Genomic DNA, 26,610 nt, shown 5'->3' with positions numbered 1-26,610 from the left:
TGGTCGCTGGGCTTATTTTGTGCCTCCCTCCTGGCGTCTGGAGGCAAACCAGTTGCCGCCGGCCATCCCTGCTCACCCGGGCTTTCGGCGTAGTCTGAATCATCAGGAAATAACAGCCCTATTCCCTTTTTGCCAATTGTGGGTAAAATGGAACACTTTATACACGCGAGTGATTAACTATTTTTAAACAGAATCACGCTTTACAAATGTTTTATAATCAGTAATATATAGATAGGTAAATAGCTTTTTTGTTGGCCGTGGAACCTTTTACGGCGGTTCAGTTGCAAAAAAAAATATTCTGTATTTCAATTCATTTTACTTTTGTCCCCAGCTCTTAGTTCTTTTCATTGACAGTTGTTTTAGGGATTCTCGTCGCGTATGATGCAATACGAATAACGTTTTTTTTTAATCTAAAAACAAAAGGATGAAAAGTTCGAAGACAACCGCCTATTTTAGGCTGTTTTTCCCAAGGTGGAACTGTGATTTTGAGATCAATTTCGAAAAGGTTCAGGAAGAATTATCAGAACGAGATCATGACGAGATCCTGGAAGAAAATCGAAAGGTGTTGCCTAAGCTGGCGAAGACAAAGCAAACCGAAAAGGCCCCTATACAAAAAGGGGCCCGTGCTGTAACACGGACCCGTCGTCGGTCAAATCGGTAGTCTTGTTAAATACCGCGAAACCCGTAAGGGCGTAGCGGTATTTTTTTATGCCGATACATGTTATAATATCTAGATCGAAAGAATTTGAATTTCACATAGCAAGTTCTTATGAATCATTGCTTTGTCCTTTCGGAGTAACATAAATGTTACCATCAAAAGTATAAAAATATCTTACACCAAGTCTAAAAATTTAAACGTATTAATGCATTTGTCACATAATTGCTTGATACTGTGTGGCGTCGACGAACGTTTAATTTCTCAGATTTTTTGTTTGCTGTGACAAATTTCAAGTCTTCAGTCAATCTTTGTCTTTGCAAACTATTCGTTTCCTACAATTTTCTGCTTTCTTATTCCTTTTGACTCTAGCTATCATTTGTATGACATCCATTTGTTCAGTTTCACGACAAAAATTTCCAGAAGTTTTTGTTAGTTGTTACATTCCGAATGCATTTGCTACTAATTTTTAAAAGCAAAAGTAAACCCACTTTAAACAATCAATTCTCTACTTCTTTGGTTATGAAAAATGTTAAACAACCTCAAAATTTAGGTATTTATTACCTAATGCATAAAATACTTGACTCGTTAGTTGAAATTGCATTAGTACAAGGAAGCGGACCCATGTTGGGAAAGGAAGATGAAGGAGAATTTCCCTTTTATGAATTTCATATTCGGAGTGCACAAATGCACTTCGGTACCTTAGTTCAATACCTTAATGATAAAACAAAAATTAAAGGCTACCCTTTTGAACCGAAATCAATTCAAAGCATCAGATTAAACGTCGATGAAATCTCAGAATTCCCTTACACCTTTAAAGAAGTCAGTGCAGCGCTCGAAATTCTATATGCCCAAGGCGATATAGTAATAGAAAGAAGATATGCCTACGAAAAAGTACACATAAAAGAAATTCGCCTTTTACCTTCGGGATTCATTACCCTCAATACTCAAACGTATTTGAGAAGGTATCAATCTGAGAAAACCCAAGATGAAATAACAGCATCCACAATTAGGACAAATAGTATTTCTAGAATTAACGTTTTTGTTTCTGGCGCCTTTGCTTTTGTTGCTGCTATTACTTCCATTTTTTCATTGTACTTATCTATGAAACAGTCTGACCGTGACATGGTTCGTGCATATCGAGAAGAGACACAATGGACACAAGCCCAAAATGAATTACTTGCCAAACAAACAGAAAAAACCCAAAAACAGAACGATCTACTCGTTAGGCAGAATTTCGAACTTAATACGCAGAATAAATTAATGATACAACGCCTATCCCCCAATGATTCGGCATTATTTTTTAAAGGCGCGTCGCAACCCTATATGTTAGGCGATTCATTAAAATTCACTCCTTTTACCCAAGTAAATCCTTAATAAGATAATAAATCTCTTTTTTTTGTCATCCTGACCCTGTTTATTTCTTCGAGTCAGTCAATTTCTCCACTTGAGCCCTCAAAAATGCGTTTTCATTCTTTAGCAGGTCGAGAGCCACTTCATAACCTGTTCCAAGTTCATGCTCGATCTTCTTTAAGTTAGTTGGATTTGCCGTACCTCCACTATTTACAGTAATTGGTTGCATTGTGTTATATACTGTCGTCAAACCAAGATCAAAAACCTCAGCTAAAGTAGTACCATAGTAGTTACACAACTGTACAAGCGTATCCAAAGTGAGAGCCTCATGCTGCCCTGTTTCTATTTTACTAAGTGTAGTCCTGGCTATTTCGGTTTCGTCAGCTACAGTCTCCTGTTTTTTGTTTCTGAATGCCCGAATGGTTGCTAGGTTGTGGCCGATTTTAGTCCTTAATTCTTGACTGCTGATTGTTTTTACCATAAGTAAGATTTGATTTTTTAAATGTACAATTTGTTCTCAATAGGAACATTTCGTATACCCAGTTTTTCTTTGCTGTTCTCTACCAAACCTACCTTCGATTTGTCAACGAACCTGATAAATGACTGACAACAAATATAAGGAAGGTGTAACCGAAATGGACAAATTTGACTTAGAAATTTTACGTCTCCTTACCACCGGCCAAGATGATTTAGAGGCCAGTGTAATTATAGAACTATTTCGGAAGGATTTCACCCAAAAAGATTGCGAAGTCAGGCTGGGTACGCTTATCATAGCCTTAATGCCTCCTGAAAATCCTATGATAAGCCCAAGGCTCCGTCGTGAAACGCTGAATTTTATTTTACGGGTATCAGTTCTATTACGTAAGACAATTTATGACAGCAATAAGCAGACAGACAATGCGGCTTAAAAAATTCAATTATTCATTAGAAGAAGTACGCCGCCACATTGTATATCTCAATGGAAAGGAAATCCGGCTGGATCAACTTAATCCAACGAACGACTATGCTACAGCCCTAATAATACGTGGCCAGATAGATTTCCCCAGATTTCGGCTTTCAACTGCTGCCATTCGGAAAATAAATGAACCGCTTGTTTCAAGACTTGCAGTAAGTCTCAATCTACCGGAAGGAAAGATTAGGACAATGCTTAAAACCAATCCGGAAAATAGCCCCTTAACGCTTTTGGGGGCAATTCAAATTATTTCGATGGACACGAAGCTCCATTACAATCAAATCATAATAATCTCATTCAATATAGTAAAAGGACAAGCACAGGATAGAAAGGCAACGCTCTAAGGTTAAGGTAATGAGAAGATGGTTACAGGTTCATTGATAGATTTCATTGGGGGAATCGATGAAAACTACAGCCCTGTAACCCAAGGCCGCTGGCCCTTGCGGCGGCCTTTTTAAAAGACTGCTTGGGATTTATGCAATGAACAGTAAGCAGGATTTCATGGGAAATCCTTTCAAAAGGCAACCGTTTCCACGGGCGGCCTTTTAAAAAAGACAGATCGGGGTTTCTTTCTAATAGACTACAAATTTTGTATCCCCTCTTTACGAATATTCACAGGGATACCCCATAAGGCAACCGTTTCTACGGGCGGCCTTTTACTTAAAATATTTCTTAGGAGGAGGTAAGGTCAATTTTAATTCGTACTCAAATGGCCGTCACTTTGTAACTTGTGTACGGCCATTTTCCTTTAAAATCATGAACATGGCAGAAAAAACACTAACGCAAACGGCCTATTACGCCTTCATCGCCTCTCCTTCACTTATTGAGGATATGGCAGGGTTTCTGGATCGGCGGACGACTACAATTAGCCTGTATTTGGCCCAGAACAAGGCCAATAACCCACTCACAACAAAGAAGGCAATCAACTACGTTGCCCAATACACAAAAATTCCCAAGGAAAAGCTGCTTCGGGTTAAGATTAAGCCGTCAAAAAACAAACCATCACGTTGAAACGTGACGGCACATTAGTATAAACCGCTTACGCTGCAAGTAAGCACTGCTTTAAATGTATTTGAAATGGTAGCCACCAAAGGTCATTTTGTAGTCCCAATAGTCAGTCCTGGGCTCCGGCATCGAAAGGCTATTTAGCCGGCTGGTATCTCCTATACCCAAGTCCTTTAAATCCGCTTTCATCCTCAAAAAGGTCCGCTTGTTCATGTACCCTTTTAGGTCGTCCACCGGTACAAACTGCGCCAGCATTGCATAAGCGATCAGTCGGGGTTTGTCTTTTTCCTTCCCGAAACCACGCCGCAGGGAGTTTTTAAGCCTCGCTGTTTCGTTCATATCGTCCACTTTCTTTGCCACCTCATGGATCGACAATAACCGGTTAAGCTGGAATTTGTGTAACATATCGAAAAATTTATCATAACAGCAGTTCCAAAACGTCCGGTTGAATGTTACATGAGGCGATTGCAATACGGTAATCGGGTTATCCGTAAAATCCAGAACGCTTGATAACATAAAGTGCTTACTCCTACTGAAGAACCGCTCCAATTCAGTCTTTCCTTTAACTTTTATTGCAGCCTCAAAGCATTGCTTAAATACGCTCCTATACCGGCTGTCCCCATAATTGTAATAGTCTGACCGGGTATCGGTTTCAAAGTAAATCTTCTCAAACAGGTAATTGAAATAGGTATGCCTCAAAGTCAGCTCATACCGCAGTATCCGGTCGGCATTGTCCTGGAGAAACTGAATATCCAGATTATGGGGGTTCGAATACTTGTCCTTAATCAGTTCCTTATAGTCGTGTACCTGAAACTCCGTCCCCTTATGATAACATTTGAACTTGTACCGCTTTGTGATCAGCTCCCACGAGGTCCGGTAAGTCGCCGGCCTGTATGTATTGTAGTCCGCCCGCGCGTATTTCCTAACAAGGTCTTTTTGATGCTCCAGATATTCCAAGGCATTCTCCTTTGTAGGAAAAAACTGATTGTAACAGATATCCAGCCTGTGGATCTCCACATCCTCCGGGATTATTTTTTCGGGAAACGTCGTTTTGAAGAAATCGTCAAGGAATTTGATTAACAGGGACCAAGTTCCGGTAGGGCTTTCGTCGTAATAGGAAATGAACTGCATCAGGTTCGTCGACCAGATATACTTAGGAATAGAGAAATTAAACTCGAAATAATCCCTTGTACTATTAATACAGTAGGATACGCTGTAGTGAGAACTAGGCAGAAAAATAGAGCTACGATGAACAAGAGGAATAGAACGAAGAGTATCACTAAAGACAGTAGCCAGATGCGCCCTATTTTCAAAATATTCTCCCGTATCCTCATCCACGTAAGCCGTAGTGATACCCGACTTTTTTGCGTTAAAGAAATAGTTGTATGTTTTTTCATATTTTTTGACGTTGTGAATCCGTAGGACAATGGTGTCTATCATATAGAAGATTTTCTGTCAATGTTTTTCTTTTAGCTCCTTTATGTATCGGTAGTAGGTGAACTCCCCTATCAGTTTTCTGTAATACCGGATATCGTATACGCTATTGTGCAAATAGGATAGCATACGGGCGGCTATCTCATTTATTACAACCACTTCCGGCACCCCTACCGTAGAAACCCAGCGTTCATAAGCTGCATTGGCTTGGGTTAATTTTCCAATCTGGAAATTGCACCCGTAAAAGTGTAATGCCTGGCCAAACGCCCACAATAGCCGCTGGTCGTATTCGTCGCTGGCTGTCATATAGGTTTTGTGCTGGAGGGTATTTTCGCAATAGGTTAAGACATGCTCTATATTGTTGAGCATCTCAGACGTATACCTTTTAGATTTAAAGTGTTTCAGGAAATTCAGTGCTGTCATGATTTTGAGATTTAGAGGATTTTGAGAACTTTTTCTTTATTGCAGACTGCTTTCGTATAAAAGCATTTTTGCCGCGTAATCATATTGTAGATTTCTACACCCTGCCCATTGGCAAATTCTACGCTGTGTAGCAAATCCAGCTTGCCAAAACGAAAGCGATCACCTGCAACCAATAGCTTTAGGTACGTTACGGTGTAACGCTCATTTCTTGTCATAAAAAATAGATTGAGGTAGAAAAAGACCTGTGTGAGAACAGGTCTTTATTTACGTTTTTTAAATAATTGGCGGAGAAAATAAGAGGCGACAAAAGTGATGATGGTCGTCGCTAAAATTGGTAACAGATCGATTTTTTTGTCCTGTCCTGAAAATAAAGCACCAACACCTGCGCCAGCCTCTTTAAAAAGTGAGCTGAAGTAAAACGACAGACCAGACGTGTAATTCCCAACTGTGTCCGTGTAATAATTATTGCTTCGCAGGGCTGCTGCGAAATCTGCCACGGTCTTGACTTTGCTAAAGGCCGTTTCCCTACGTCCCAGCCAGTCGGCAACTTCATAGCATGAATTTTCTATTGAAGAAAAGTATGCGTAGGTTTTATTGGCCCCTGCTGGGCTTGGGTATACCTGCCAAATACTGGAGGGAAATGGTTTGTATCCTGCGGTATTATTGTTACGCTTGAAAGCGTCTGACGTAAAATTGCCGGTTTCGTGCGCCGCCTGCGCAACCATAAATCTTGCCAGCAATTCCGACTGTTCAGCAGAAAATTTACGCAGGAGTCGTTCTTGCGACGCACTGTAAATTTTTACCTGAATTTCATTCATACATCAGATATTACCATATTCAAAGGTGATTAGCGGAGAACCCGGAACTCCAGCCGTTGCACTGACTATGTTACCATAGACGCCAGCAAAGCCAAATCCGGGATAAGGAAAGAAGCGCAATTCCATATTTGCCAATCCGCTACTATTCAATTCCACGTCATAGCCTACAACCGGGCTAGTATTAAACTGGGAGAGCGCAATAGGGGGAAACATATCTCCCCCACCCTGATACCGTACACTCCATGAACCAATGTCATTACCGAAATATGATGTACCATCCAAATTCATGTGAAGCGTACTGTTCGGCACCCCTTGTACCTGAAACTGGTATTTGAGCATTCCTTCTTCAAATACACCTGGAGGCTGGGAAGTATATTCATATTCCGTCGTAATGGGTTCTGGAATCGGCGCCGGTGGTGGCGCAGGTGTGTTATCGAATGTGGCCCTGAAGCCACTAAAAGTCATGCTGAAGCTGTTGAATGTGGCCGAATGCTGCACGTAGCTTGCCAACCCAAACCACGAATAATCAAACGCCAGTCCGGCAGTTACACCACCATTAGGGAATGGACCTAATACGATCTTATCCGGAGAACCGGCGCACTTTATATGGCTCAATTCTGTATTATAGCTACTGCAAGGAAAAGTCCAGTACCCATAATAGATACTCCTGTTGTTAATCATTGCTGACGCTAATCCCTGATGATGAAAAGGGATTATGTCATTTACCTTCATACCCGGGAAAATCTTTTCCAATAGCTCCTGAAAATAGTCCTGCGTCAGGAGGTGCGGGTTTTCTTGCGGATTAATCATTGTAGGAAGGTTTTTAAAGCGTAATTGATGTAATGAAGCATTACATCATGGGAATTTTTGTCTGTGAAATACCGGGTAACATGGTCCTTTAAAGTGCCGGAGGTGTCCTTGTATAGAACCTGATACCACCAAAGGCGTGCAGGAACAGCTTTTTCACCATACGCCAGAATGATTTTTGCCTGATCTTCCAGCGTAGTATTGATAAAAATGTTCATGATCTTTTCCTGTTTTTCCTTGGGAAGATCATTGCTCATTAAAGCGAAAGGCACCTCGTAATCCATATGTTCCCAGATTTCGCCGGCCTTTGCGATGTGGTAGGCTGTCGGCTCGATCCTGTTCTTTTTTGCCGCCGCTTCCATTGCCTTTACCTGCCCCTTGACGCTCGTCGCCTGATCAACTGATCCGTACCCGGCCACGTCACTGATATTCGAGGAAAGCAGGTTAAGCCGGTCAAGCAGGCCACGCAGGCCGTCGCCCAGTGATTTGAAAATACCCGACTTCGAAAGCCAGATCACCAGCACCACCAGACCGCCAAGGATCAAAACAAAAGAGAGCGGAAATCTTCCGCCCCCCCCTAACTTTAAATACTTGTGCATAACCAACCGAGGGTTAATTGTTCATTCGTTTGAATTTCAGAAACTCCTGAAAAACGTCCATTTCATCCTCCTTTTCGCTTTCAGGCGCATCAGTCAGCCACCGTTGTATTGCACGAATCAGGAATATGAATAATACGGCCATAGCATACTGCACGTACCAGCGTTCAAAAAAGCTCACCAGTTTATGTTTCAATTTTAATGGCCTGTATTGTGCGACGTAGTTCACATCGTCAGCGGCTTTTTTTGCCTCCTCCGAATTATGGGATAGAATCTCCTCCCAATCCTTTTTGATTTTGTGATATTCTGTAACGGCTTGTGTTTGGAGTGCCGCAGCCTCAGATTTTGGGATGGGTGTGAATTTCTCCACGACACCATGCAGCATATCATAGGGACGCATGATTAAAAGACTTTGAAGATTTTGAGAATAATTATTGTGACAATCGCAAACACGCCGATTTTAATCAGCGAGTTTGAGTTAACCCCGGCATCGACCTTTACCTCCGGGAGTTTAATGGTTTTCGACAGATCAATAGATTTGCCGCCGGTTAAAATACTTGCTCCGCTGTTAACCAGATTCCCGAGGAAGTTCCAGAAACCACCTGTTTTAGTCTCCGGGGTTTTGGCCGTACCGATCTGGCTAATGCTTTGTCCTATTTCCGGGAGTTTGATAAGCCCTGTATTGATGCTGCCGGAAATCAGCCCTGTAGTAACCAAGGAGGGCGCTAAACCACTCATCTTTTCTTTGATTTTAGTAGCCTGATGAAAATGAGGAATACGACTATACCGACTACGGGCATAATCCATCCTTTAAGACCAACTCCGGGAGGAATACCGAGCGCCGTTTCTACCGTTGACATGATGCCCGCCTGGCTTGTGTCACTTTCCGCCCAGCTTTGCAGCGGACTTTGCCAAGCACCTTTGATATCGTTGAAGGGCAGCTTGTTCAATAAATCCTTTGCTTTTTGAAGTGTAAGTAGATCCGTGTCTTTTCCCTCCGAGCGGTTTTTCCTGTACAATTCGACATCTTTCTGTAGTTCCTCCAATGCCTCGTAAGTGGTGATCGGGGTCGAGAGCAGGGCGGAAAAGAAGTCCATTGCCTCCCCTACCATCTCATCAGGTACTTTTTTGCGGTCGTGAATATCGATGCCCAGCACGTACAACATGTACTTTTCGCCTAGCAGGTATTGACCTGACCGGTATTTTTTACCCTTGAAAATGGTGCTCCATCCTTTAATGAGGGAACTAAAAAGATTGTCGCCCGAATCGAAAGCCCTCATAAAGCGGCCAACCGTGCTTTGCTCCGGGAACAGGTTAACAAGCTGCTTCCGGGCGGTAATAGCCGCCTGAATCATCGCGGGGTCCATAGCATGAAATTTAAAGAAGGAGGCTTGCACCTCCTTCATTCACCATTAAAACCTATATAGCCCCTGTGTTCATGTTGCCGCTGAGACTTTGCGGAACATCTTTTAGGTTTTCTTCGGCGTGTTTATACGCCCTCAATTCGCTGGTGCGAATGATGTTCTTTGAGGTAATAAAGCGCCGGAAAACAAGGTAGTTTTGAGAGGCCGCGACCTGTGTTCCGTTAAAGGAAATATCCACCCGGCATTTGTTAATCTCCTGCCTCCCCATTGCAGTCTTACCGCCGAACAGGTAGAAGGTTTGCGGGTACTGGTCATTGCCACGGAAAACCCGGCCTGTAGGATCGGAGGCCGCAATAGGTAAAACAGAACCGTACCGGTAGTTCGGTACAAAACCGTATTGCAGGGTATGATTCAGATACACCTGATTAAAATTGCCGTTCCAGTTCCAGCGGTCGGAGGAAACGTTCAACGTCTGCACTACCTGAGTAGTAAAATCATTCTTGTCGAAATTCAACAGACATAGGTCTGTGACAAGGTTTCCGGGATTGAAAGTCTGCTTTGTGCTATTCTCCTGGACTACTTCACTCACCGTCGAAGGAATGCCCCTTTCGTAACCAATCGAGGGGTTAGCGGTAAATTCTATATTACACAGTGAAAGATCACAGTCCGAAGAAAATGTACCGGAAGTGGGGATGGTAACTTCAGTAATTAATACATCCCCGAGGTTGATACGTAATGGCATTCCGAAATACAGGAAAACCATGTGCTGACGTATGTTCTTTGTTCCAACGGCAGGGAATATGTAGTCCATGCCATTGTAGAATTCATACTCCCCTTTCATCACTGTGTTAAACAGCCCCAGAATTTGCAGGTTGTCATTCATTACGAAATGCTGCTACTTTTCGCGTTGCAGGATGCATTTGACCTGAACGGTTGCAGGATTCCAGTCGGCAGCATTTAGCTGATTATTTACCAGTGCTGCGAATAGGGTAACATTGATCAGAATACCATTGTAGGTGCCGCTCGTTAATACTTCTTGGCGGGTTTCACCTGTCTTGACAATCATTGTTCAATAGATAAATAAGTACGGATTAAAAACGGGCTATTGGGTAGGAGGTTTTATGATACCTTGGATCATAGCCCAAATCTTTTTGCCAAATAATAATACTCCTACACCCAGTGCAATGAGAACAATCGGTTTGAAGCGCATACCTAGCAGCTTCACTCTCCTTCGTGCCATTTTTGATTTTGTTTACAAATGTGATTTAATACCGACGCCTGCGACGAGCCACGCGAGAGACCATTTTTTTGACTCTGGTCGGCAATCTTCTGAAGATTGATTTTGGGATAATCTTCCTTCTACTACGTCTCATAGATTAATGTTTTTAAGAATTTTTGATCTCAGTTTCCGTTGTTGTCGCAGCCGGTTCGGCCGCTGTCTGTTCCGGAGATTTGAATTTTTGCGCAAGTCCTTTAAATAGCGCCGTGATCGGTTTCCAGAGGATAAAAACAACAACACCTATCAGGAGTGCCCAAATTAGCGGCAGTCCGAGAATGCGAAAACCACGATTAGCCATTTTGAAAATTGTTAGAAAATGAGTGTTTGGTGTCATTAGTGTCACCGGATGGGATATGTTATAGAACTTATCCCCTACCCTGTGTCCGATATAAAGCCGAAAGCAACAAGTTTTGTTAGCAGGCTGGCGATCCTGGATTGGGCGTTCGTTGCGACGCTCCGTTGAGGGCTTTTGCCTTGATTAGACCCCGCAGGCCCGCCGAAGCGGGCCGTGGGGAAACGTGAAAACGTTCAGCCAGTGCCTACAGGTGGCTGGCTGTCTGTGGTCCTATTTAAGCCTCTTTAGCGTCTTGTTTATGTAAACATGGCCGTGTCAGTGGCCGAGCATTGCAGTCGAAAAATGGTGCCTTCGGCGGGGTTTAGTAGTGTATTGTCCTACCCGGACGGGGTGAAAGGTGGTTTTTCATGAGGTGGTGGTATACCTCAGTTTTTTAGCGTCATAGCCAGTTACAAGCGATCCAAGACCAAGCCGTCTTGCTTGTTCCAGTAACCCGCCTTTGAGCGGTCACTCTTATTATAATATGTAGCGTACAGGAAATTGTTACGGGAAAGATAGTCGGCCAGACGGTAAGGCGTAGAAACCCTGCGATACTTCGCAAAGGCTCCGTTTTTGTTTTTGGCTATGACGTTGTAGTATTTCGTCATAGAAAACATTTTGAAGATTGGGCGATAATCCGCCTTTGTCCGCTTGTAAAGAACTAACGTAAATATACAAACGAATTATAGCGGTTTCCAAATAAAAATTGTTAAAATATTGGGATCGGGAGGAAAAAAGGCAAAAAGAAACCCGGCTCAAAAGAGCCGGGCTGCGTCATGACGGCATATTAAACTAACCTACAGTAAAAGTATAATGACTTTTAGCTATAGAGTTTATTGACTAACACTTTACCGTTAAATCGATCGACCCAAAAGAAACCCGGCCTGAATAAGCCGGGTATTTGGAATATACAGATGCCATTAACCTATGAATTCTTTCAGAATTATTCCCTAATAGTACTCTCCTGCCAGAATAAACGGACCGCAGAAGGTTTTAGATTTTAGGAAAGGCAATTTTCTGAAATCAGGCTGAATACGTCCCGCGCCTTGTCTGGGATATCAAAGAAATTAACCCGCTTTTCCATGTATTCGGTAAAGGCGTTGTAAAAAAGCCAGGCGTTAAAATTGGGCTGCTTGTAATAGTATTTGCTCCTGTCATCGGTCATGGTGTCAAGCCCTGACAATATCGAGGTGGTACCGTGCGCCAGCTTCTTTTCTGTGGTCTTTATCAGCATCCGGCCAATTAGGGTATCCATTGCCTCCGGGCTGATCGGTACGCCCTTCAGCCTTTGTACGATCCGGCTAACATTGGCGATCCTCTCCGTTAACTGCGTGAGAAATGTTTGAACCATTTGCAGGTTGACCCCGTTCGTAATGTCAAATTTTACCACATCATCCGCCTGAAATACGCAAAGATTCATACACGCGGAAACCTTGGCCCCGCTGTATATTTTGATCTTTGGAATCTGCAAATCGTAGGCTATCAGAACCCCGATTTCATAGAAAACCTCCGCATCGATTTCAAAGCGGGCCACGAGGTTTAGCCGCCCGTAGGACACATTTAAGCTGCTGTCTGCATTTGCGTTGGTCAGCTCATTTGTTCCGGTTAGGATCAATTTGCCGGAGGTCTGTCTAAGGAGTTGCAAGACCGGCTCCAGAATTTCAGCGGGAGACATGTACTCTACTATACCCCTAACATAACGCTTACTTTGCATGACGTTTTGGTCATCTTGTAAAACGATAGCAGCCGGAGCGGGTGGCAAAACTTCAGCCTGTGATGTAACAGCCGGCGCATTTTGTGAGTTTGAAAAATCTACGTTTTCAAAGTTGACTACCGATAAAACGGGTTTAGCGGTCTGCCTTGCGGCAGCCGCTGTGTTTTTTGATGCCATAAAATGTATGATTTAAAAATTAATAAACGCGAGAGACAATGGGAAAGAGAAAGGGACGGATTTCAGAATTTAATGGGGGTAGCTTGCTAACTTAAAATTTCTTTCGGGGACCATAGCAGAACGGGACCGGATTTCTATTTGTCGTCAATGGATGCTTTGCTGCATATGGGGTTACCGTATAGGGTTTATTTGCCAGTATCGTAAACGGTGCCCTTTCGCCTGGCTTAAAGTCTTCCCTCGTAAAGTACCTCAAGTTCACCAGCCCTTCGAATTCCAAAAGCAGGTCTATTGCATTTACAAGCTGCCTGATTTCCTTTCGCTTTTTCCGTTGCAAAGCCTTGGGGGGAGCTAAATCAGGATTAAGTAAATAGATGTGTGAATCAAAAGTGTACATGCAGTCCAATTGCCCCCTCATGTACCGCAAACGTTTTTTTAATCCAGTCCAATCACGGTTCGTCATTCGTTCCATTGAACTCTTGTAAACCACTTTTTCCTTAACCGGCTTCGGTTTTAGCTTTTTAACCGGTGTAATCTCTGGTTGTCTTTCTACTGCCTGCAGCGTGATTGGCTTTGCGCCGTCATTCTTAACGTTGTTCATAGACCGATCTTTTTTGGTTAGAGATTTAGGTACCTACCTTTTTACTACGTTTAAATGGATGCGATCGGTAGCGCAAATGCACTTATACTAATGTTAAAATATTCAAAATGAATGGATTAAAGGTAGTTATACGTATACGTTAGTTGACCTAAATCAAATACATGCGAACCACGATAAGTGCAACTACCTATGAGACTGCACTAACCTTTTGAATTTTTGATGGGAAATTTTGCGCCGAACGTGGCGCTTGTAAAAGAAATTAAATGGTCGGGAAATTGTTCCCTGACCGATAGGAGAATAAAAAGAAAAATTGACTAATTGAGACAGTGGAAAGCTTTATTCATATCCACTTTAAAAAACATATGGCCTTCTACCCTCTTATGTTTTTTTTAATGGATGCAACTTGAATTGAGAATCAGTTAGTTAAGTGCGTTTTTGATGCTGTGGTATTCTTAACGTTATGTTAAATAGCATACTACATTAAAAAGGCGAACGCTGTCGCCTTGCACTTAACTAAGCTCCCTTATCTCCCGAATCAAGTATTCACTCAATCCATGTTTAACAAGATAGAGATAGCAAAAATTCCTTTCAGCTATCTTTCATGTGCCTAAGTCAAAGAACTACTAAATGGAAGTTACTATATTTCACTGTTTGAAACTCTATTCACAGTGACTTTTATACGTAAAATACTCGCCATGTCGCAAAAGCCTAAGAATAAAGGCAATAGCGGCTATTCCTTCCTCTTTTAAGTCCCCTATTTATTCGAAACTCTCTTTTAAAACGTGTGTAATTCACGGAGAATCCGCTGTTTATAGCCTGTGTACCCTACTGTAATGGCACTGGAGTTGCCTAAAACCCGCACTTTTCATAGAGGGCCAGTGCAATGTGCAGTGAATATGAGTGCATTTAAAGGCGGGCTTTCAGGCGGGTTTGGATGGAGTTGGTTCGGGCTTCGGGAGCCGCCGGTTTACGATTTCCTACCCCCGAAACTACCCCACAGCCTGGTCTTTTAACCAACCATTCCAAGCTGACTTAGCGCCCGGAACCCGGCTAAAATAAACCTACCTGACCTCTGGTGTGGCTGCCGTATCTGCATCCCAGCCGGGTTTACCCGAATCTGGCGCACTTCGGGTGGTGACGGTTTTGAGAAAAGCCCAGGCCTTCAAGCGTCATTTCCAGCCCTCGCAGGCACGAAAAAAGGCAAAGCGGAGACTTTGCCTTCAAATAAGTTTCGGTGTAATGTTGCCTGTCGGTTGGTCTTTAGCTTCGATGTTAAGCGGATGCCGGTGCGTCTGTTAAGCCCGGTGTCGCTTCCATGTCGGCGTGGCTTTTGTCTTGTATATCCTTATACACTCTCAACTCGCCCGATTTCTCCCCACTGCGGTAACCCATCCAGTACGTAAAGCATGGTACGGTGACGAGAATAAACACTAATAGCAGCAGATCGTTGTAGCTTGACATGTCTCACGTTGTTTAAAGGTTAGGAACTACTTTAAAAATAAAAAAAACCCTCGTAATAACGAGGGTTCTCTTATAATATTCTTACCAGTAATCCCGCTTGCAGCGTGTTTTTTACCGCTACAGGGTTCTGCTTAGTGCTTACGGTCTACGTTGTTGAACTTTTCGGTGAGTGCAGTGGTCTGATCCTGCAGCTTTTTGATGTCTGCTTCGTAGGTCTTCACTTCTGCAGCCGCTTTTTTCAGTTCGGCAGCATTGCGCTTGGACTCCAGTTGAGCTGTCTTTTCTTCGTTGATGGTGATCATCAGATCCAGTGCATTCTTCAGGATCTCTTTTTCGTCCATCTTCAGCTTGCCCTGCTTGTCGAGCAGTTGATCAACCTTCTGGAAATAAGGAGTTGCTTCGTCGAACTTCTTCACCACTTCCAAACGGAGTTCTTCTTTCTTCTTCAGTTGGTCGGGCGTCAATTTAGCACCACCGGTTGGGCGGATCGCTTTATTCTCGGTATTGATGTCTACGCCCTGGTTGTACAGGATCTGGCCCATTACCATATTGGCATTGGCGTAATCAGGCTTCTTTTCCAGGGTGCGCTTCATCATTTCAGCTGCCTTGGCGATCAGCTCTTTCGAGTTGGCCGGGCGCTTGGTGACGTCTTCGTTGTAACCTTCTTTGTACAGCTCCACTGCATAGTTGAACAGGAAGATATGGTTATCGGGATTTTCCTTGATTACTTCCTCATACTTCTTGAACAACTCAGCCTTGGTGCCTTTCTCGCTCAGCATTTCGAGGTCGAAGCCAGTCCAGAATGAATCCTGGGGATATACTTCTTTTCCGAGGGCTGAGAACTTTTGAGAAGTAGCCACATCGCCTTTCTGACGGTAGTGGTCGGCCAGCCATTTGTAGATCTCTACGAAACCTTCGCTCTTACATTTGGCTTCGGCGATCTTTGAGTAGTATATAGCTGCTTCGTCGGGCTTGTTGGCCTTTTCGGCAGAGATACCGGCGTACAGCGTGGTGGTGGTATCGAGTTTCATGGGCACGATGCCTTTGGCAGCGAGCACATCGAATACTTCGAGGGTCTTTTTGAAGTTGGTCAACGCATCGTTGTAGTTACCGGCGTTGTAGAAAGAAGCACCGTCTTTGGAATAGCCGGAGTACACGTCGATCAGGGCTGAGTTGCCGTCCATGGTCGATGCGATGTATCTCTTGGCGGGGTCTTTTTCCTTGGCGTCTTCCAGTTCCTGGTACTTCTTCAAAGATGACATTACCTGGTCGCGGGCATCGGGTACGGTGCCTTTCAGCGAAGAATCTTTGCTAATAGCGGCGTAGATCTTGGCTCTTGTGTACCAGGCATCGGGGTTGCTGGCTGTTTTTTCAGCGGCAACTACTCCGTCGATCTCAGTTTTAGCTGCAGGGAGCTTCTTTTGGGTGAGCAGGTCTTTAGCCTTGTCCAGCTTTTGGGCATAGAGTCCCAATCCTGTAGCGGCCAGCAATCCGGTCAGCAATACTTTTTTCATTGTTTGCTTATAGTTTAATGTGATAGTTGGTTTTATGATGGGTTTTCTGTCTCTGTATTTTCATCAGATGCCGATTCTTCGCCGCCGGTTGCCTGCGTCTCGTCATTTAATGCTTCGGGAGCTGCGCTTTCGGCTGTTTCTCCCTCAGTGGCTCCTTCTACAGCGCCGGCTACGAGTGCCTGGGTATCACCATTTTCTTCATCATCTTCATCGAGCTTGGTGATGGCGGCGATCTCGTCGCCTTCGTTGAGTCGGATCAGCTTTACCCCCTGGGTAGCCCGGCCTTGTTCGCTCACGCCCTTCACCGGCATCCGGATGGTGACGCCGCTTTTACAGGTGATCATCAGGTCTTCCTGTTCGGTTACGTCGAGGATGCCTACCAGCGGTCCGGTTTTGTCGGTGACACTGATGGTCTTAACACCCTTTCCGCCCCGGTTGGTGATGCGGTATTCGTCGATCTGGGTACGTTTTCCGTAGCCCTTTTCACTCACAACCAGTACTGTACGGGATTTGTCGTCCTTGTTGACACATATCATGCCAATAACCTCATCATTTTCGTCTTCCAATTCCACACCGGTTACGCCGGTTGCGCCACGACCTGTAGAGCGTACTTTGTCTTCGGGGAAACGGATCGCGCGGCCACTTTTTACAGCGAGCATGATCTCACTATTGCCGTCGGTCATCCTGGCTTCGAGCAATTCATCGCCTTCGAGGATATTAATGGCGTTCACACCGGTTCTGCGGGGATTGCTGAAGTCTTCCAGTTCGGTCTTCTTCAGGATGCCTTTCTTGGTGCAAAGTACAATATATTGGCTCTTGACAAAGTCTTTATCTTCCAGGTCGCGTACGTCGATGATGGCGCGCACCTTATCATCGGGCGGTATCTGGATCATATTCTGGATGGCGCGGCCCTTGCCGGTCTTTTCGCCTTCGGGGATCTGATACACGTTGAGCCAGAAGCAGCGTCCTTTTTCGGTAAAGAACAGCATGGTATGGTGGGTGGAGGCCACAAAGAGGTGTTCGATGTAATCCTCTTCGCGGGTCTTTCCGCCGATCACACCACGGCCGCCTCTCTTCTGGGCGCGGTATTCGTTGGCAGATGTGCGTTTGATGTAACCGAGGTGCGATATGGTGATCACCACATCTTCTTCCTTGATCAGGTCCTTGATACTAACCTCATCATCGAGGTAAGTGATCTCGGTTTTACGGGCGTCGCCGAATTTCTCCTTGATCTCGAGCAGTTCGGCCTTGATCACATCGTAACGCATGCCTTCGTTGGCGAGCAGTTCCTGGAGGTGAGCGATCAGTTTCATCAGTTCGTCGTATTCCTGCTTGATCTTATCGCGTTCCATGCCGGTTAAGCGCTGGAGGCGGAGTTCGAGGATGGCTTTGGCTTGTATCTCATCCAATCCCCATCCGGCATTCACCAGGTTTTCCTTGGCGATCTCGGGTGTTGCAGAGGCGCGGATCATGGCGATCACTTCATCGAGGTGATCGAGTGCGATCAGGTAGCCTTGCAGGATGTGGGCTTTCTTCTGCGCTTCGCGCAGTTCGAACTCGGTGCGGCGTACGATCACTTCGTGGCGGAACTCCACGAACTCGGCGATCATATCCCTTACGCTCAGGATCTTCGGGCGTCCCTTTACCAGGGCCACGTTGTTGATACCGTATGAGGTCTGGAGTTCGGTGTATTTGTACAGTTGGTTGATCACCACGTTGGCGATGGCATCGCGCTTGAGGTCAACTACGATACGGGTGCCTTCTTTTTCGTTCGATTCGTTGTTGACGTGGGCGATGCCTTCAACAATCTTTTCATTTACCAGCTGGCCGATGCGATCGCAAAGGGCATCGCGGTTTACCTGGTAAGGTACTTCGGTGATGATGATCTGCTCGCGGCCGCTGGGCTTGGCATCGAGCATTACACGTCCGCGCAATACGACGCGGCCGCGGCCGGTGGCCATACCGGCTTTAACGCCTTCCATTCCGTAGATGATACCTCCGGTGGGGAAGTCGGGCGCTTTTACGTAACTCATCATCTCTTCGATGGTGATGTCGCGTTTATCGATATAGGCGATACAGCCGTCAATCACCTCGGTGAGGTTATGGGGCATGATATTCGTGGCCATACCTACCGCGATACCGCTGGAGCCGTTGAGCAGCAGGTTGGGCAGGCGGGAAGGCAATACGGTTGGTTCTTTCAGTGAGTCGTCGAAGTTGAGCTGGAAGTCGACGGTATCCTTGTCGATATCCTCGAGCATGGCTTCGGCCATTTTTTCGAGGCGCACCTCGGTATAACGCATGGCCGCCGGTCCGTCGCCGTCCTGGCTACCAAAGTTACCCTGGCTGTCTACGAGTGTATAGCGCATGCTCCAATCCTGCGCCATACGCACCATGGCGTCGTATACGGAGCTATCACCGTGGGGGTGATATTTACCGAGTACGTCACCCACGATACGGGCCGACTTCTTATACGGCTTGTTGTAAGTAACCCCCATTTCATTCATCGCGTAGAGGATGCGCCGGTGTACCGGCTTCAATCCATCCCGTACGTCGGGCAGGGCCCGGCCTACGATCACCGACATGGAGTAGTCGATGTACGCGGTTTTCATCTGCTCTTCAATGTTCACGGGAACGATCCTGTTCTGATCGTTCGTTTCTGATGGTATGAGATTCTCTTCCATAGCTGTATTTAGCTGATTTTATCCATTTTATGGGCCGTCAGGCCGACGGTCTGTGATGGGTGGCAAATCTACCCTATTTAGGGCGGAAAACCCGTTAACGAACTGTGTTTTTTGACTTCACTTTTCCACGATTGTGGAGAATAACAATTCCCTGAATACGAAAGCCTTCGCCCTCATTTTGCCGGTGTTATGACGACCTTCCATCCGGGCCCGCTGGCGATGTGGAACGAGTCGGCAAAACTCCGCATGTTGAGCGCTACCGAAAAGTTCATCAAACTGTTCATATAGCCGAGCGTCTCCCCTTCGGGTACCGCTCCGAAGGTGTTGACGAATGGCAGGGTACCGTTGAAGAAATCGACCCCTCCCCTGCTGATCTTTACCTTTATTTTTTTATCAGGTGACAGTTTCAACTGTCTGAAAACCGAATCATTGATATTGGTCCAGATATTTCCATACTGAATGTCTAAAACAGGGATGCCGCCGGTGAGCGTGTCGTCTTTTAAGACCGGTTTTTCGTACGGGATCTTAACTATTTGGTCGCCGAGGGGTTTCCCCACCTGCTCAAAACTGATGACGCCGGACGCCAGTCGGGCTCCGGTGTAGGCATACACGTCGCGCCCGTGAAAGGTATAGGACTGTTGGCTGTTTTGTCTTCTATTTATTACTTCATCAATCTCTCTGATGGATTCTATACCAATTGATTCGGCGATTAGTGTTAATGTGCCATTATCGGGTGTTACTATGTATAATCCATTGCGGGTTTTTGCCACGACCGACTTCCTGGTGGTGCCTACGCCGGGATCGACTACTGAAACGAATACTGTGCCGGCCGGCCAGTAAGGTGCTGTTTGCTGGAGACGGTAAGCTGCCTCCCAGATGTTATAGGCCGGTATTTCGTGGGTGAGGTCGTAGAGTTTCAGGTCGGCATCAACCCCGGTGGCTACCCCTTTCATGGCGCTTACGGCGCCGTCTTTGAGTCCGAAGTCGGTCTGGAATACGACGGCTGGTTTGTGAGCTTGCGTCGATGGGCGGGAATTGCAGTCGGTGAGGAAGATGGCGAGCGTGACAATGGAAAATCCGGCGATGGTAATGATGCGAGTCGGCCTGGCCTTGTGGAAAACTGGGGCCAGCCATTGAACATGGTTTGTGTGGGGATGCCCTTGGGAATGACGCTCAGCGGACCCTGGTGCCGCCTGTTGGAGCCTCAAAGGGATGTTTATCGATTGGCGGATAAGATTACGAACCCAAAAGATGCGGATCGATTGTATTTTCTTCATAAGCTGATTATCTTGGAGGGGGCGGACTTTGCAGGACTTTGTTTTTTACGCACTGTTTCAGTGTGGTCCCGCCCTCATCGTCGTTTTGTAAATGTACTAAACATGACTTCACAAAAACTCCTGGCCCGCATCCGGCGCATGATCATCCTGTTTGTGGTACTGCTGATGCTAAGCGGCATTACCGCTTTTCCGGTTTACACGGAATTGAAATGGATGATGGAGCATGACACGGTGCCGCGGGGTACGCTCCTCGGCGACTTTTTGTACCAGGTGTGGCTGGGTGTCGATGCAATGAACGGGCAATTTCCGTTCCTGTTTTATGGGTACGACTGGCTGGCATTTGCGCACATCGTGATCGGGATGGCGTTTATTGGTCCGTGGAGGGATCCTGTTCGCAATGTGTGGGTGATCGAATGGGCGATGCTGGCGGGTGTGGCGGTATTTCCGCTGGCCTTGATTGCGGGGCCGATCAGGGGTATTCCCTGGTTCCATATTGTGATCGATTGCTCGTTTGGCGTCTTTGGATTGATCCCTTTGTGGTTGACACGCCGTTGGATCAGGCAGCTGGAGTTGGCTAAAAGTTAACTGTGTAACAAATCAATGTTTTGTGGGCTTTTTCGTATATTACACTTGAGGTGTAATACGCGCCTTTTTCTATGTCTGCTATCTCCTTTTTGAATTTCCTCATTTCGAGCAAACCCGCCATGGGACTGCATCCGCCATTTTGTAGTGGCAAATATCCGCATTCAGCCTGCATTTGAGCCCTGTTGGCTCGCCATTGCCCCGGAGTTCCCCCGGACTTCCCTCGGACTTCCTTTGCCCTTCCTATAAGGCTACTCAGGAAGTGATCGGGAGTTGATCGGAGGGTGACCAAGGGTCGATCAGGCCGGGATCAAAGCTTGTTCATCCTGTTGGCGGGCCAGCGGATCGGGAGGTGGCGGCTGTTTAGGTTTAAGTCTTTCGGATGTCAAAGACGTTCCTGCGATTCGCCTTTCTTTGTCTGGTAATTGCTGAATGCCTCGTATCCCAGGACGCCTAATAGCAAAATCGCACCCGCTGCAGCAGCGTCTTCGCCACCACTAAAAACGATCATAAAGCCCAGCGTCCAAATGGCTATTGGTACGATATGCCTTACTATACTTTTGAAGTGATAAAAGGGATACACAAATATTAACAGGCAAACCGGTGATGGTATCATTCTGAACTTATATCCATAGCCGTGTCCCTCCAAAAGTATACCGCAATAATAAACGTAGACCATGGTAAGGAGTCCAAGGAGGAGATAGTTTAATACAATCTTAAAGTTCTCATTCATCAGAAGACATTGAAAAGGAAATGTACAGCAGCCTATAACGAGTTCCAAGCGGCCGGTAGTATTTAAATCATTTGAATATTAACCTTTAGCCCGACCGAATATGGGTAAAATAGACCGGTCGATCCATCTTGCGTACTTCTCCACTAACCACCAATCAATTATTATATTAATTTCACGCCCAAAGCCTGAACACTTTGAAGCTGTTGAAATCATCTTTCTGGTTACATTCCATCTTTTACACCCTTTTACAACGTTTTTCCCTATTCTTTTTCGGAGCTGTTTCCTTTATGGTGCTCGTGCGGGGCTTCGGCAAACAGACCAATGGCGTAGAAACCTACGGTGTATGGGCTTTGTTCCTCACCATTCTGGCGCTCTTCGAAACGATCAAGCAGGGGCTGCTGCGCAACCCTACCATCAAGTTCCTGGGCCAGTCGGAATACGCAGACAAGAAGCGTGAAGTGCAGTCTTCTGCTATGCTTATCAATATCTTCTGCACGTTACTTGCTATTTTATTGTTTACTTTGGGCGGCTCCTGGCTGGGGCATTTACTGAAGAGTCCCGACCTGGTTTCACTACTGGACTGGAGTGTGTCTTTCCTCATTTTGCTGATTCCCTATAACCATTATGAGGTGTTGTTGCAGGCGCATTATCAGTTCTCCAAGAACTTCTGGGCTTATTTTGTGCGGCAGGGTATTTTCTTTCTGGGTGTTATTTTGTTAAGTTTTGTGTGGCCCCAATACCTGAACCTCATCAACCTGCTTTACCTGCAGGTGGGTGCGCTGGCAGTTGGTACGGCCATCCTGTTTGTATCGACGGCACCCTATCGTTTAAAAGGATTTCATTTCAATGTGGGAATTATGCGAGACATGTTCCACTTTGGTAAATACATCTTTGGTACCAATGTATTCTCGAATATTGCCCGTTCGTTCGACCACTTTATCACTGCTTCGGTATTGAATCCTGCAGAAGGTAAAACGTATGTTTCTTATTATAACACTGTGGCCCGGATCAACAATATGATCGATGTGCCTTCGCTGGCGGCAGCCGATGTGTTGTTTCCGAAGAATGTGGAGACGCTGGAGACGGATGGACTGGGTAAGGTGAAATACTATTTCGAGCGGATGATGGGCACCATCCTGGCACTGGTAGTGCCGATGTCCATCTTCATTTTCGTGTTCCCCAAGCTGATCATTACGATCCTGGCGCCCAATTTCATGGAAGCGGTGCCAATCCTCCAGCTTACGATACTTTTCGGCCTGGTGCGTCCATTGGGATACCAATTTGGCAATACGCTGGATGCTATCGGCAAGCCGAATGTCAATTTTTATGTGAGCGTTGCACTGATGCTGGTGAATCTGGTTGCCACCTTTTGGTGTTTGTCGAGGTTCCAGGGAATGGGAGCCGCTTACGCTACCATCATTTATAATGTGATTTCGGCCATTGTACTGATCAGTGTGCTTAAAAAGTACGTGCATATCGAAGTTGGCAATATTTTCAAATACATGTTCCAGGCTTATAAAGACCTGTTTGGTTTTGCCCGTAAGAAACTGCTCAAGACCAGTGGATCTTAAAGCGACCATATTAGCCGAGCATTCGAAGGCGCAGGCCGATAAGATCGTGCAGTATGTTTCGCGCGATCAAAAGCGGTTCAATGCCCTGATGAAGATCTTTTTGGAAGGTGAGCCGCTGGAGCAGCAAAGGGCCGGCTGGCCGCTGAGCTATTGTGTGGAAGCAAAGCCGGAATGGGTGATGCCGCATTTGGGGAAGCTGTTGAAGTTGCTGGAGCGGAAGGATGTGCACAATGCGGTGACGCGGAATATCGTTCGGGCGCTACAGCATGTAACGATTCCCGAAGCATACCAGGGTGATGTGATGAACCTTTGCTTTGCCTTTATCGAAGACCCGCAGCAACTGGCGGCGATCAAGGCCTTTTCGCTTACGATTCTCGAACGTCTGGCCATTGCATATCCCGATATTGTTCCTGAACTGAAGCTCATCATTGAAGAACGCTGGCCACATGAAACGCCTGCCTTCCATTCGCGCGCCAGGAAGATCCTGAAGCGGTTTAAGTAGGACTACTTTTGTGAACGGCCTTTCAGGTGGCACCTTAGTCTGTAGGTGCAGACCGTGTAGGTTTTGCCGGGCGAAGTGATGATACCCGCATTTTATCCTGCTTGCACTTCCAATACCCTCATTTTTCTATTATCTTTCGCCCCGATTTAGGGAGATGCATAATTTTATTATATGAAGATCGCTTTTACTATCTGTACCAATAGTTTCTTGTCGCTGGCCCGTGTGGTGGGTAAATCGTTGAAGGAGCACAATCCCGACTACGAGTTCTTTATCGGACTGTGCGACAAACGTGAGCTGGACCTGGCGCCCTGGTACGATGGTTTCCAGGTGGTGCCCTGTGAAGAGGCCGGTATCGAAGACCTCGAGGGCATGGCCATCCATTATGGGGTAAGCGACCTTAAGAATGCCCTGAAGCCTTTCTTCCTCGAATACTTTGCCCGCAAGTATCCCCAGGCGGAGCATATCCTGTTCATCGATCCGGATATGGCGATCTATGAGAAGCTTGACGAGATCAGTCGCATGCACCAGGAAGGTGATATCCTGCTCTTCCCTCACCTACTCCAGCCGCAGCCTTTCGACGGTAAAACGCCCAATGAGATCTCGTACCTGGCTACCGGTACTTATAACCTGGGATTGATTTCCGTGACGGTGAATGAGAATACGATGCGTTTCATCACCTGGTGGCGGGATCGCCTGCGACATTATAGTTATGTGGATTGGAAGGCGGGATTGTTCTATGATCAAAAATGGATCATCCTGGCGCCGGTATTCTTCGATAAAGTAGTAATAGTTAAACACCCCGGTTATAATATTGGTTACTGGAATTTGATGGAGCGTGCCATCACCCGTGTCAACAGCAAGGTGATGGTGAACGGCCGCTACGGACTGGCGATCTATCACTATAGCAATGTCAATATTCCGGGTAATAAGCTATTCACCGATCAGCAAGACCGCTATACAGAAACCGACTTCCCCATTCTCAAGGAGCTTTTTGAGCGATACCGGCGCGACCTGGTGGCGGAAGGTTATGAGACCACTAAGAAGAAGGTCTGCTATTATGCCAATAAGCACGAAGAGCATTACCGGCAGCTGGCGCGCAGTACTACTAAGGGGCGCATTAAGCTATGGGTAAAGGAGAACTTCCCCAAGTCGATCAAGAATAAGCTCCGCAGCGCGCTGTCGGGGTTTATGGAGGGCTAATGCTTCAGTACTTCTATCCTGGGCTTTTTGATGTACAGGAAGTCTTCGGCACGGCCCTGTTGGATGTCGTCCTTGCCGTTGGGGTCATTCTGTACTCCTTTTACGACGGTTACTTTGCCGGACACCCGTATTTTTTTGCCATCCAGTTCGCGCCCTTTTTCGGGACTGATGTTGACGACGTAGCCACGCAGGTAGTAACCGTCTTTGGTAGCGTTGCTGTTGTTGAAGTCTGTAACAAATGACACCTTAGCCTTTTTGAAGTCGATTTGTTTGGCAGGGGTAGCCTGGCTGTGGCCGTTAAAGACGGACAATAAAGCGATGATGAGGAATGCGAAACGGATTGATCTCATATAGTTGGTGATAAGGTTTAGGTGGACGATTTACCAGGTTTTGTATGGCCTGGCCGACAAATAGGCATTGTAATATCGTTCATCATCGGATACTTCCTGGTCTACCCAGTCGGGCAACTCGAATGCTTCGTCTTCGGCGGCGAGTTCTATTTCCGCTACTACCAGCCCTTCATTGTCGCCTGCAAACACATCTACTTCCCAGTGTTTGCCTTTATGTTCGATTTCGTAGCGGGTTTTGGCGACCAGGGCTGCACAGAATTGTTTCAGTAACTGCTCCGCATCCGCCACGGGTATCTCATATTCAAATTCGCTCCGGGAGATGCCTTTGGTGGCTCCTTTGATGGTCAGGAATCCCTGGTCTCCACCGATCCGCACCCGGATGGTTTTGCCGGGTTCGGTGAGCAGATATCCCTGCACGTATTGTTTGCCGGTTCCCTTATTGACTGTGAGCCATAGTTCGGGTTTAACCAGGAATTTTCTTTCTATTTCAGTTGTCATGAGATTAGATCGGAGCTGGTACTAAGGTAATTTTTTTCTAAGAGGATTTGGGTTTCTGCACAAATAGGGAACGGCGGCTTTTTGCCCACATGCCTTTTGTAATAAAGCCATTCTCCCGTTTTCTGAGTGTTTCCTTGGTTTTGTTAAACGTAATCATGCGTGCGGTATCATTGGCGAAAACCCTGATCTCATCGGCTTCAGGGGGTATATCCAGGTCGAGCAACTTTGTGGTGCCTGACATCGGAAATATTGCCAGCTTCTTTCCAACGACCTCTTTTTTGGGTATATGTACTACGCTACTACCGTAACCAGCGTTATAGGTTTTTGGGTTGAGATCGCCTGGAGCCCTCACTCCAAATGGCACCTGGTCGTTGTGCCACCAGTCAAACCAATATACATATAGTGTGTCGCGGTGGCTGGTTTGGTAAACTATTTCAGTTCGGTTGTGGTGCTTAGAGGTGTCGAATTGCAGGAATATCTTATGCCTGGTTTGGGTAAAACTTCCAGCCCCATACCAACATATGCCGTCATCCGACATACACAGCTGGAAAAACTGGCCAGCTTTATCCTGTTTGTTCTTCCTGATGAACGTATAACTATTTCCAAATAATGATGTCTGGGTTTGCGAATACCTGGCGGTATCCTGCCCGGCTGCTTGCAGCAATAATCCCAGGGTACAGGATATAATTATAAATGAAGTTTTTTTCATGCGAGCTATCGACTAATAAAACA

The 26,610-nt window shown here is 45.9% G+C and carries 32 protein-coding genes; 8 read left to right on the top strand and 24 right to left on the bottom strand.

The window, feature by feature from the left end; translation table 11 throughout:
- Nucleotides 1–1,177: 1,177 nt before the first annotated feature.
- Nucleotides 1,178–2,032 (top strand): hypothetical protein, encoded by an 855-nt coding sequence (locus P2H89_RS11015; RefSeq protein ID WP_275826793.1) that lies wholly within the window; start codon nt 1,178–1,180, stop codon nt 2,030–2,032.
- A 40-nt stretch (nt 2,033–2,072) separates the two neighbouring features.
- On the opposite strand, the gene P2H89_RS11010 is transcribed toward P2H89_RS11015, so the two are convergent.
- Nucleotides 2,073–2,489, bottom strand: coding sequence for a helix-turn-helix transcriptional regulator (locus P2H89_RS11010; protein WP_275826792.1), 417 nt, complete (start codon nt 2,487–2,489; stop codon nt 2,073–2,075).
- Nucleotides 2,490–2,607: 118 nt separating this feature from the next.
- On the opposite strand from P2H89_RS11010, the gene P2H89_RS11005 reads away from it, so the two are divergent.
- The 3 genes from P2H89_RS11005 (at nt 2,608) to P2H89_RS10995 (ending at nt 3,971) form a co-directional block, all read left to right on the top strand.
- Complete coding sequence (locus P2H89_RS11005) at nt 2,608–2,916, top strand: hypothetical protein (RefSeq protein WP_275826791.1); 309 nt, start codon at nt 2,608–2,610, stop codon at nt 2,914–2,916.
- Nucleotides 2,882–3,304 carry a hypothetical protein gene (locus tag P2H89_RS11000; RefSeq protein ID WP_275826790.1) on the top strand — a complete coding sequence of 141 codons (423 nt, stop codon included), beginning with the start codon at nt 2,882–2,884 and terminating at the stop codon, nt 3,302–3,304. The genes P2H89_RS11005 and P2H89_RS11000 overlap by 35 nt, the downstream gene beginning before the upstream one ends.
- Before the next feature lie 418 nt (nt 3,305–3,722).
- The gene (locus tag P2H89_RS10995; protein WP_275826789.1) at nt 3,723–3,971 is read left to right on the top strand and encodes a hypothetical protein; all 249 of its coding nucleotides are present in this window, start codon (nt 3,723–3,725) and stop codon (nt 3,969–3,971) included.
- Nucleotides 3,972–4,022: 51 nt separating this feature from the next.
- Here the strand turns inward: P2H89_RS10995 and P2H89_RS10990 are convergent, their stop codons facing one another.
- The 19 genes from P2H89_RS10990 to P2H89_RS10900 form a co-directional block, all read right to left on the bottom strand.
- Complete coding sequence (locus tag P2H89_RS10990; RefSeq protein ID WP_275826788.1) at nt 4,023–4,370, bottom strand: hypothetical protein; 348 nt, start codon at nt 4,368–4,370, stop codon at nt 4,023–4,025.
- 1,050 nt (nt 4,371–5,420) lie between these two features.
- The gene (locus P2H89_RS10985) at nt 5,421–5,822 is read right to left on the bottom strand and encodes a hypothetical protein (RefSeq protein WP_275826787.1); all 402 of its coding nucleotides are present in this window, start codon (nt 5,820–5,822) and stop codon (nt 5,421–5,423) included.
- 11 nt (nt 5,823–5,833) lie between these two features.
- Nucleotides 5,834–6,037: a hypothetical protein gene (locus tag P2H89_RS10980; RefSeq protein WP_275826786.1), complete on the bottom strand. Its 204-nt coding sequence runs from the start codon at nt 6,035–6,037 to the stop codon at nt 5,834–5,836.
- A gap of 45 nt (nt 6,038–6,082) precedes the next feature.
- Entirely contained in the window at nt 6,083–6,640 is a 558-nt protein-coding gene (locus tag P2H89_RS10975; protein WP_275826785.1) for a glucosaminidase domain-containing protein, read from the bottom strand.
- Between the two features lie 3 nt (nt 6,641–6,643).
- Nucleotides 6,644–7,450, bottom strand: coding sequence for a hypothetical protein (locus P2H89_RS10970; protein ID WP_275826784.1), 807 nt, complete (start codon nt 7,448–7,450; stop codon nt 6,644–6,646).
- Complete coding sequence (locus P2H89_RS10965; RefSeq protein WP_275826783.1) at nt 7,447–8,046, bottom strand: hypothetical protein; 600 nt, start codon at nt 8,044–8,046, stop codon at nt 7,447–7,449. The genes P2H89_RS10970 and P2H89_RS10965 overlap by 4 nt, the downstream gene beginning before the upstream one ends.
- A 13-nt stretch (nt 8,047–8,059) precedes the next feature.
- A complete protein-coding gene (locus P2H89_RS10960; RefSeq protein ID WP_275826782.1) occupies nt 8,060–8,443 on the bottom strand; it encodes a hypothetical protein in 384 nt (127 codons plus the stop codon).
- 2 nt (nt 8,444–8,445) lie between these two features.
- Complete coding sequence (locus P2H89_RS10955) at nt 8,446–8,781, bottom strand: hypothetical protein (RefSeq protein WP_275826781.1); 336 nt, start codon at nt 8,779–8,781, stop codon at nt 8,446–8,448.
- Nucleotides 8,778–9,410: a hypothetical protein gene (locus P2H89_RS10950; protein WP_275826780.1), complete on the bottom strand. Its 633-nt coding sequence runs from the start codon at nt 9,408–9,410 to the stop codon at nt 8,778–8,780. Before P2H89_RS10950 ends, P2H89_RS10955 begins: the two co-directional genes overlap by 4 nt.
- 52 nt (nt 9,411–9,462) lie before the next feature.
- Nucleotides 9,463–10,290 carry a hypothetical protein gene (locus P2H89_RS10945; protein ID WP_275826779.1) on the bottom strand — a complete coding sequence of 276 codons (828 nt, stop codon included), beginning with the start codon at nt 10,288–10,290 and terminating at the stop codon, nt 9,463–9,465.
- Nucleotides 10,291–10,302: 12 nt separating this feature from the next.
- On the bottom strand, nt 10,303–10,473 hold the full coding sequence (locus tag P2H89_RS10940; protein ID WP_275826778.1) for a hypothetical protein: 171 nt from the start codon (nt 10,471–10,473) through the stop codon (nt 10,303–10,305).
- 319 nt (nt 10,474–10,792) lie between these two features.
- On the bottom strand, nt 10,793–10,984 hold the full coding sequence (locus P2H89_RS10935) for a hypothetical protein (RefSeq protein WP_275826777.1): 192 nt from the start codon (nt 10,982–10,984) through the stop codon (nt 10,793–10,795).
- 446 nt (nt 10,985–11,430) lie between these two features.
- Nucleotides 11,431–11,628 (bottom strand): hypothetical protein, encoded by a 198-nt coding sequence (locus tag P2H89_RS10930; protein WP_275826776.1) that lies wholly within the window; start codon nt 11,626–11,628, stop codon nt 11,431–11,433.
- 392 nt (nt 11,629–12,020) lie between these two features.
- Nucleotides 12,021–12,911 (bottom strand): hypothetical protein, encoded by an 891-nt coding sequence (locus P2H89_RS10925; RefSeq protein ID WP_275826775.1) that lies wholly within the window; start codon nt 12,909–12,911, stop codon nt 12,021–12,023.
- Nucleotides 12,912–13,002: 91 nt separating this feature from the next.
- Nucleotides 13,003–13,509 carry a hypothetical protein gene (locus tag P2H89_RS10920; protein ID WP_275826774.1) on the bottom strand — a complete coding sequence of 169 codons (507 nt, stop codon included), beginning with the start codon at nt 13,507–13,509 and terminating at the stop codon, nt 13,003–13,005.
- A 1,272-nt stretch (nt 13,510–14,781) separates the two neighbouring features.
- On the bottom strand, nt 14,782–14,970 hold the full coding sequence (locus P2H89_RS10915) for a hypothetical protein (protein ID WP_275826773.1): 189 nt from the start codon (nt 14,968–14,970) through the stop codon (nt 14,782–14,784).
- A 131-nt stretch (nt 14,971–15,101) separates the two neighbouring features.
- On the bottom strand, nt 15,102–16,484 hold the full coding sequence (locus P2H89_RS10910) for a hypothetical protein (protein WP_275826772.1): 1,383 nt from the start codon (nt 16,482–16,484) through the stop codon (nt 15,102–15,104).
- 32 nt (nt 16,485–16,516) lie between these two features.
- Nucleotides 16,517–19,165 carry a DNA gyrase subunit A gene (gyrA, locus tag P2H89_RS10905; protein WP_275826771.1) on the bottom strand — a complete coding sequence of 883 codons (2,649 nt, stop codon included), beginning with the start codon at nt 19,163–19,165 and terminating at the stop codon, nt 16,517–16,519.
- A gap of 173 nt (nt 19,166–19,338) precedes the next feature.
- Nucleotides 19,339–20,442 (bottom strand): S-adenosyl-l-methionine hydroxide adenosyltransferase family protein, encoded by a 1,104-nt coding sequence (locus tag P2H89_RS10900; protein WP_275826770.1) that lies wholly within the window; start codon nt 20,440–20,442, stop codon nt 19,339–19,341.
- A gap of 102 nt (nt 20,443–20,544) precedes the next feature.
- Between P2H89_RS10900 and P2H89_RS10895 the strand changes: the two genes are divergently transcribed.
- A complete protein-coding gene (locus P2H89_RS10895) occupies nt 20,545–21,027 on the top strand; it encodes a hypothetical protein (RefSeq protein WP_275826768.1) in 483 nt (160 codons plus the stop codon).
- Between the two features lie 382 nt (nt 21,028–21,409).
- Here P2H89_RS10895 and P2H89_RS10890 read toward each other — a convergent pair whose 3' ends face one another.
- Entirely contained in the window at nt 21,410–21,757 is a 348-nt protein-coding gene (locus P2H89_RS10890; RefSeq protein ID WP_275826767.1) for a hypothetical protein, read from the bottom strand.
- 194 nt (nt 21,758–21,951) lie between these two features.
- Here P2H89_RS10890 and P2H89_RS10885 point away from each other — a divergent pair, with 194 nt between their 5' ends.
- The 3 genes from P2H89_RS10885 (at nt 21,952) to P2H89_RS10875 (ending at nt 25,030) form a co-directional block, all read left to right on the top strand.
- Entirely contained in the window at nt 21,952–23,328 is a 1,377-nt protein-coding gene (locus tag P2H89_RS10885) for an oligosaccharide flippase family protein (RefSeq protein ID WP_275826766.1), read from the top strand.
- Entirely contained in the window at nt 23,318–23,830 is a 513-nt protein-coding gene (locus P2H89_RS10880; protein ID WP_275826765.1) for a hypothetical protein, read from the top strand. Before P2H89_RS10885 ends, P2H89_RS10880 begins: the two co-directional genes overlap by 11 nt.
- Nucleotides 23,831–24,001: 171 nt before the next feature.
- A complete protein-coding gene (locus tag P2H89_RS10875) occupies nt 24,002–25,030 on the top strand; it encodes a hypothetical protein (protein WP_275826764.1) in 1,029 nt (342 codons plus the stop codon).
- Here P2H89_RS10875 and P2H89_RS10870 read toward each other — a convergent pair.
- The 3 genes from P2H89_RS10870 to P2H89_RS10860 are packed head-to-tail and all read right to left on the bottom strand — an operon-like array spanning nt 25,027 to nt 26,587.
- Entirely contained in the window at nt 25,027–25,380 is a 354-nt protein-coding gene (locus tag P2H89_RS10870) for a hypothetical protein (protein WP_275826763.1), read from the bottom strand. The two genes, P2H89_RS10875 and P2H89_RS10870, sit on opposite strands and share 4 nt — an antisense overlap.
- A gap of 30 nt (nt 25,381–25,410) precedes the next feature.
- Nucleotides 25,411–25,878, bottom strand: coding sequence for a CYTH domain-containing protein (locus P2H89_RS10865; RefSeq protein ID WP_275826762.1), 468 nt, complete (start codon nt 25,876–25,878; stop codon nt 25,411–25,413).
- A gap of 37 nt (nt 25,879–25,915) precedes the next feature.
- Nucleotides 25,916–26,587, bottom strand: coding sequence for a hypothetical protein (locus P2H89_RS10860; protein ID WP_275826760.1), 672 nt, complete (start codon nt 26,585–26,587; stop codon nt 25,916–25,918).
- Nucleotides 26,588–26,610: the final 23 nt, after the last annotated feature.

Origin of the sequence: Paraflavitalea sp. CAU 1676 (genome assembly GCF_029223285.1) — a bacterium.
GTDB lineage: Bacteria > Bacteroidota > Bacteroidia > Chitinophagales > Chitinophagaceae > Paraflavitalea.
The sequence above is the reverse complement of the archived record's forward strand: the minus strand, read 5'-3'. Positions and strand labels throughout refer to the sequence as shown.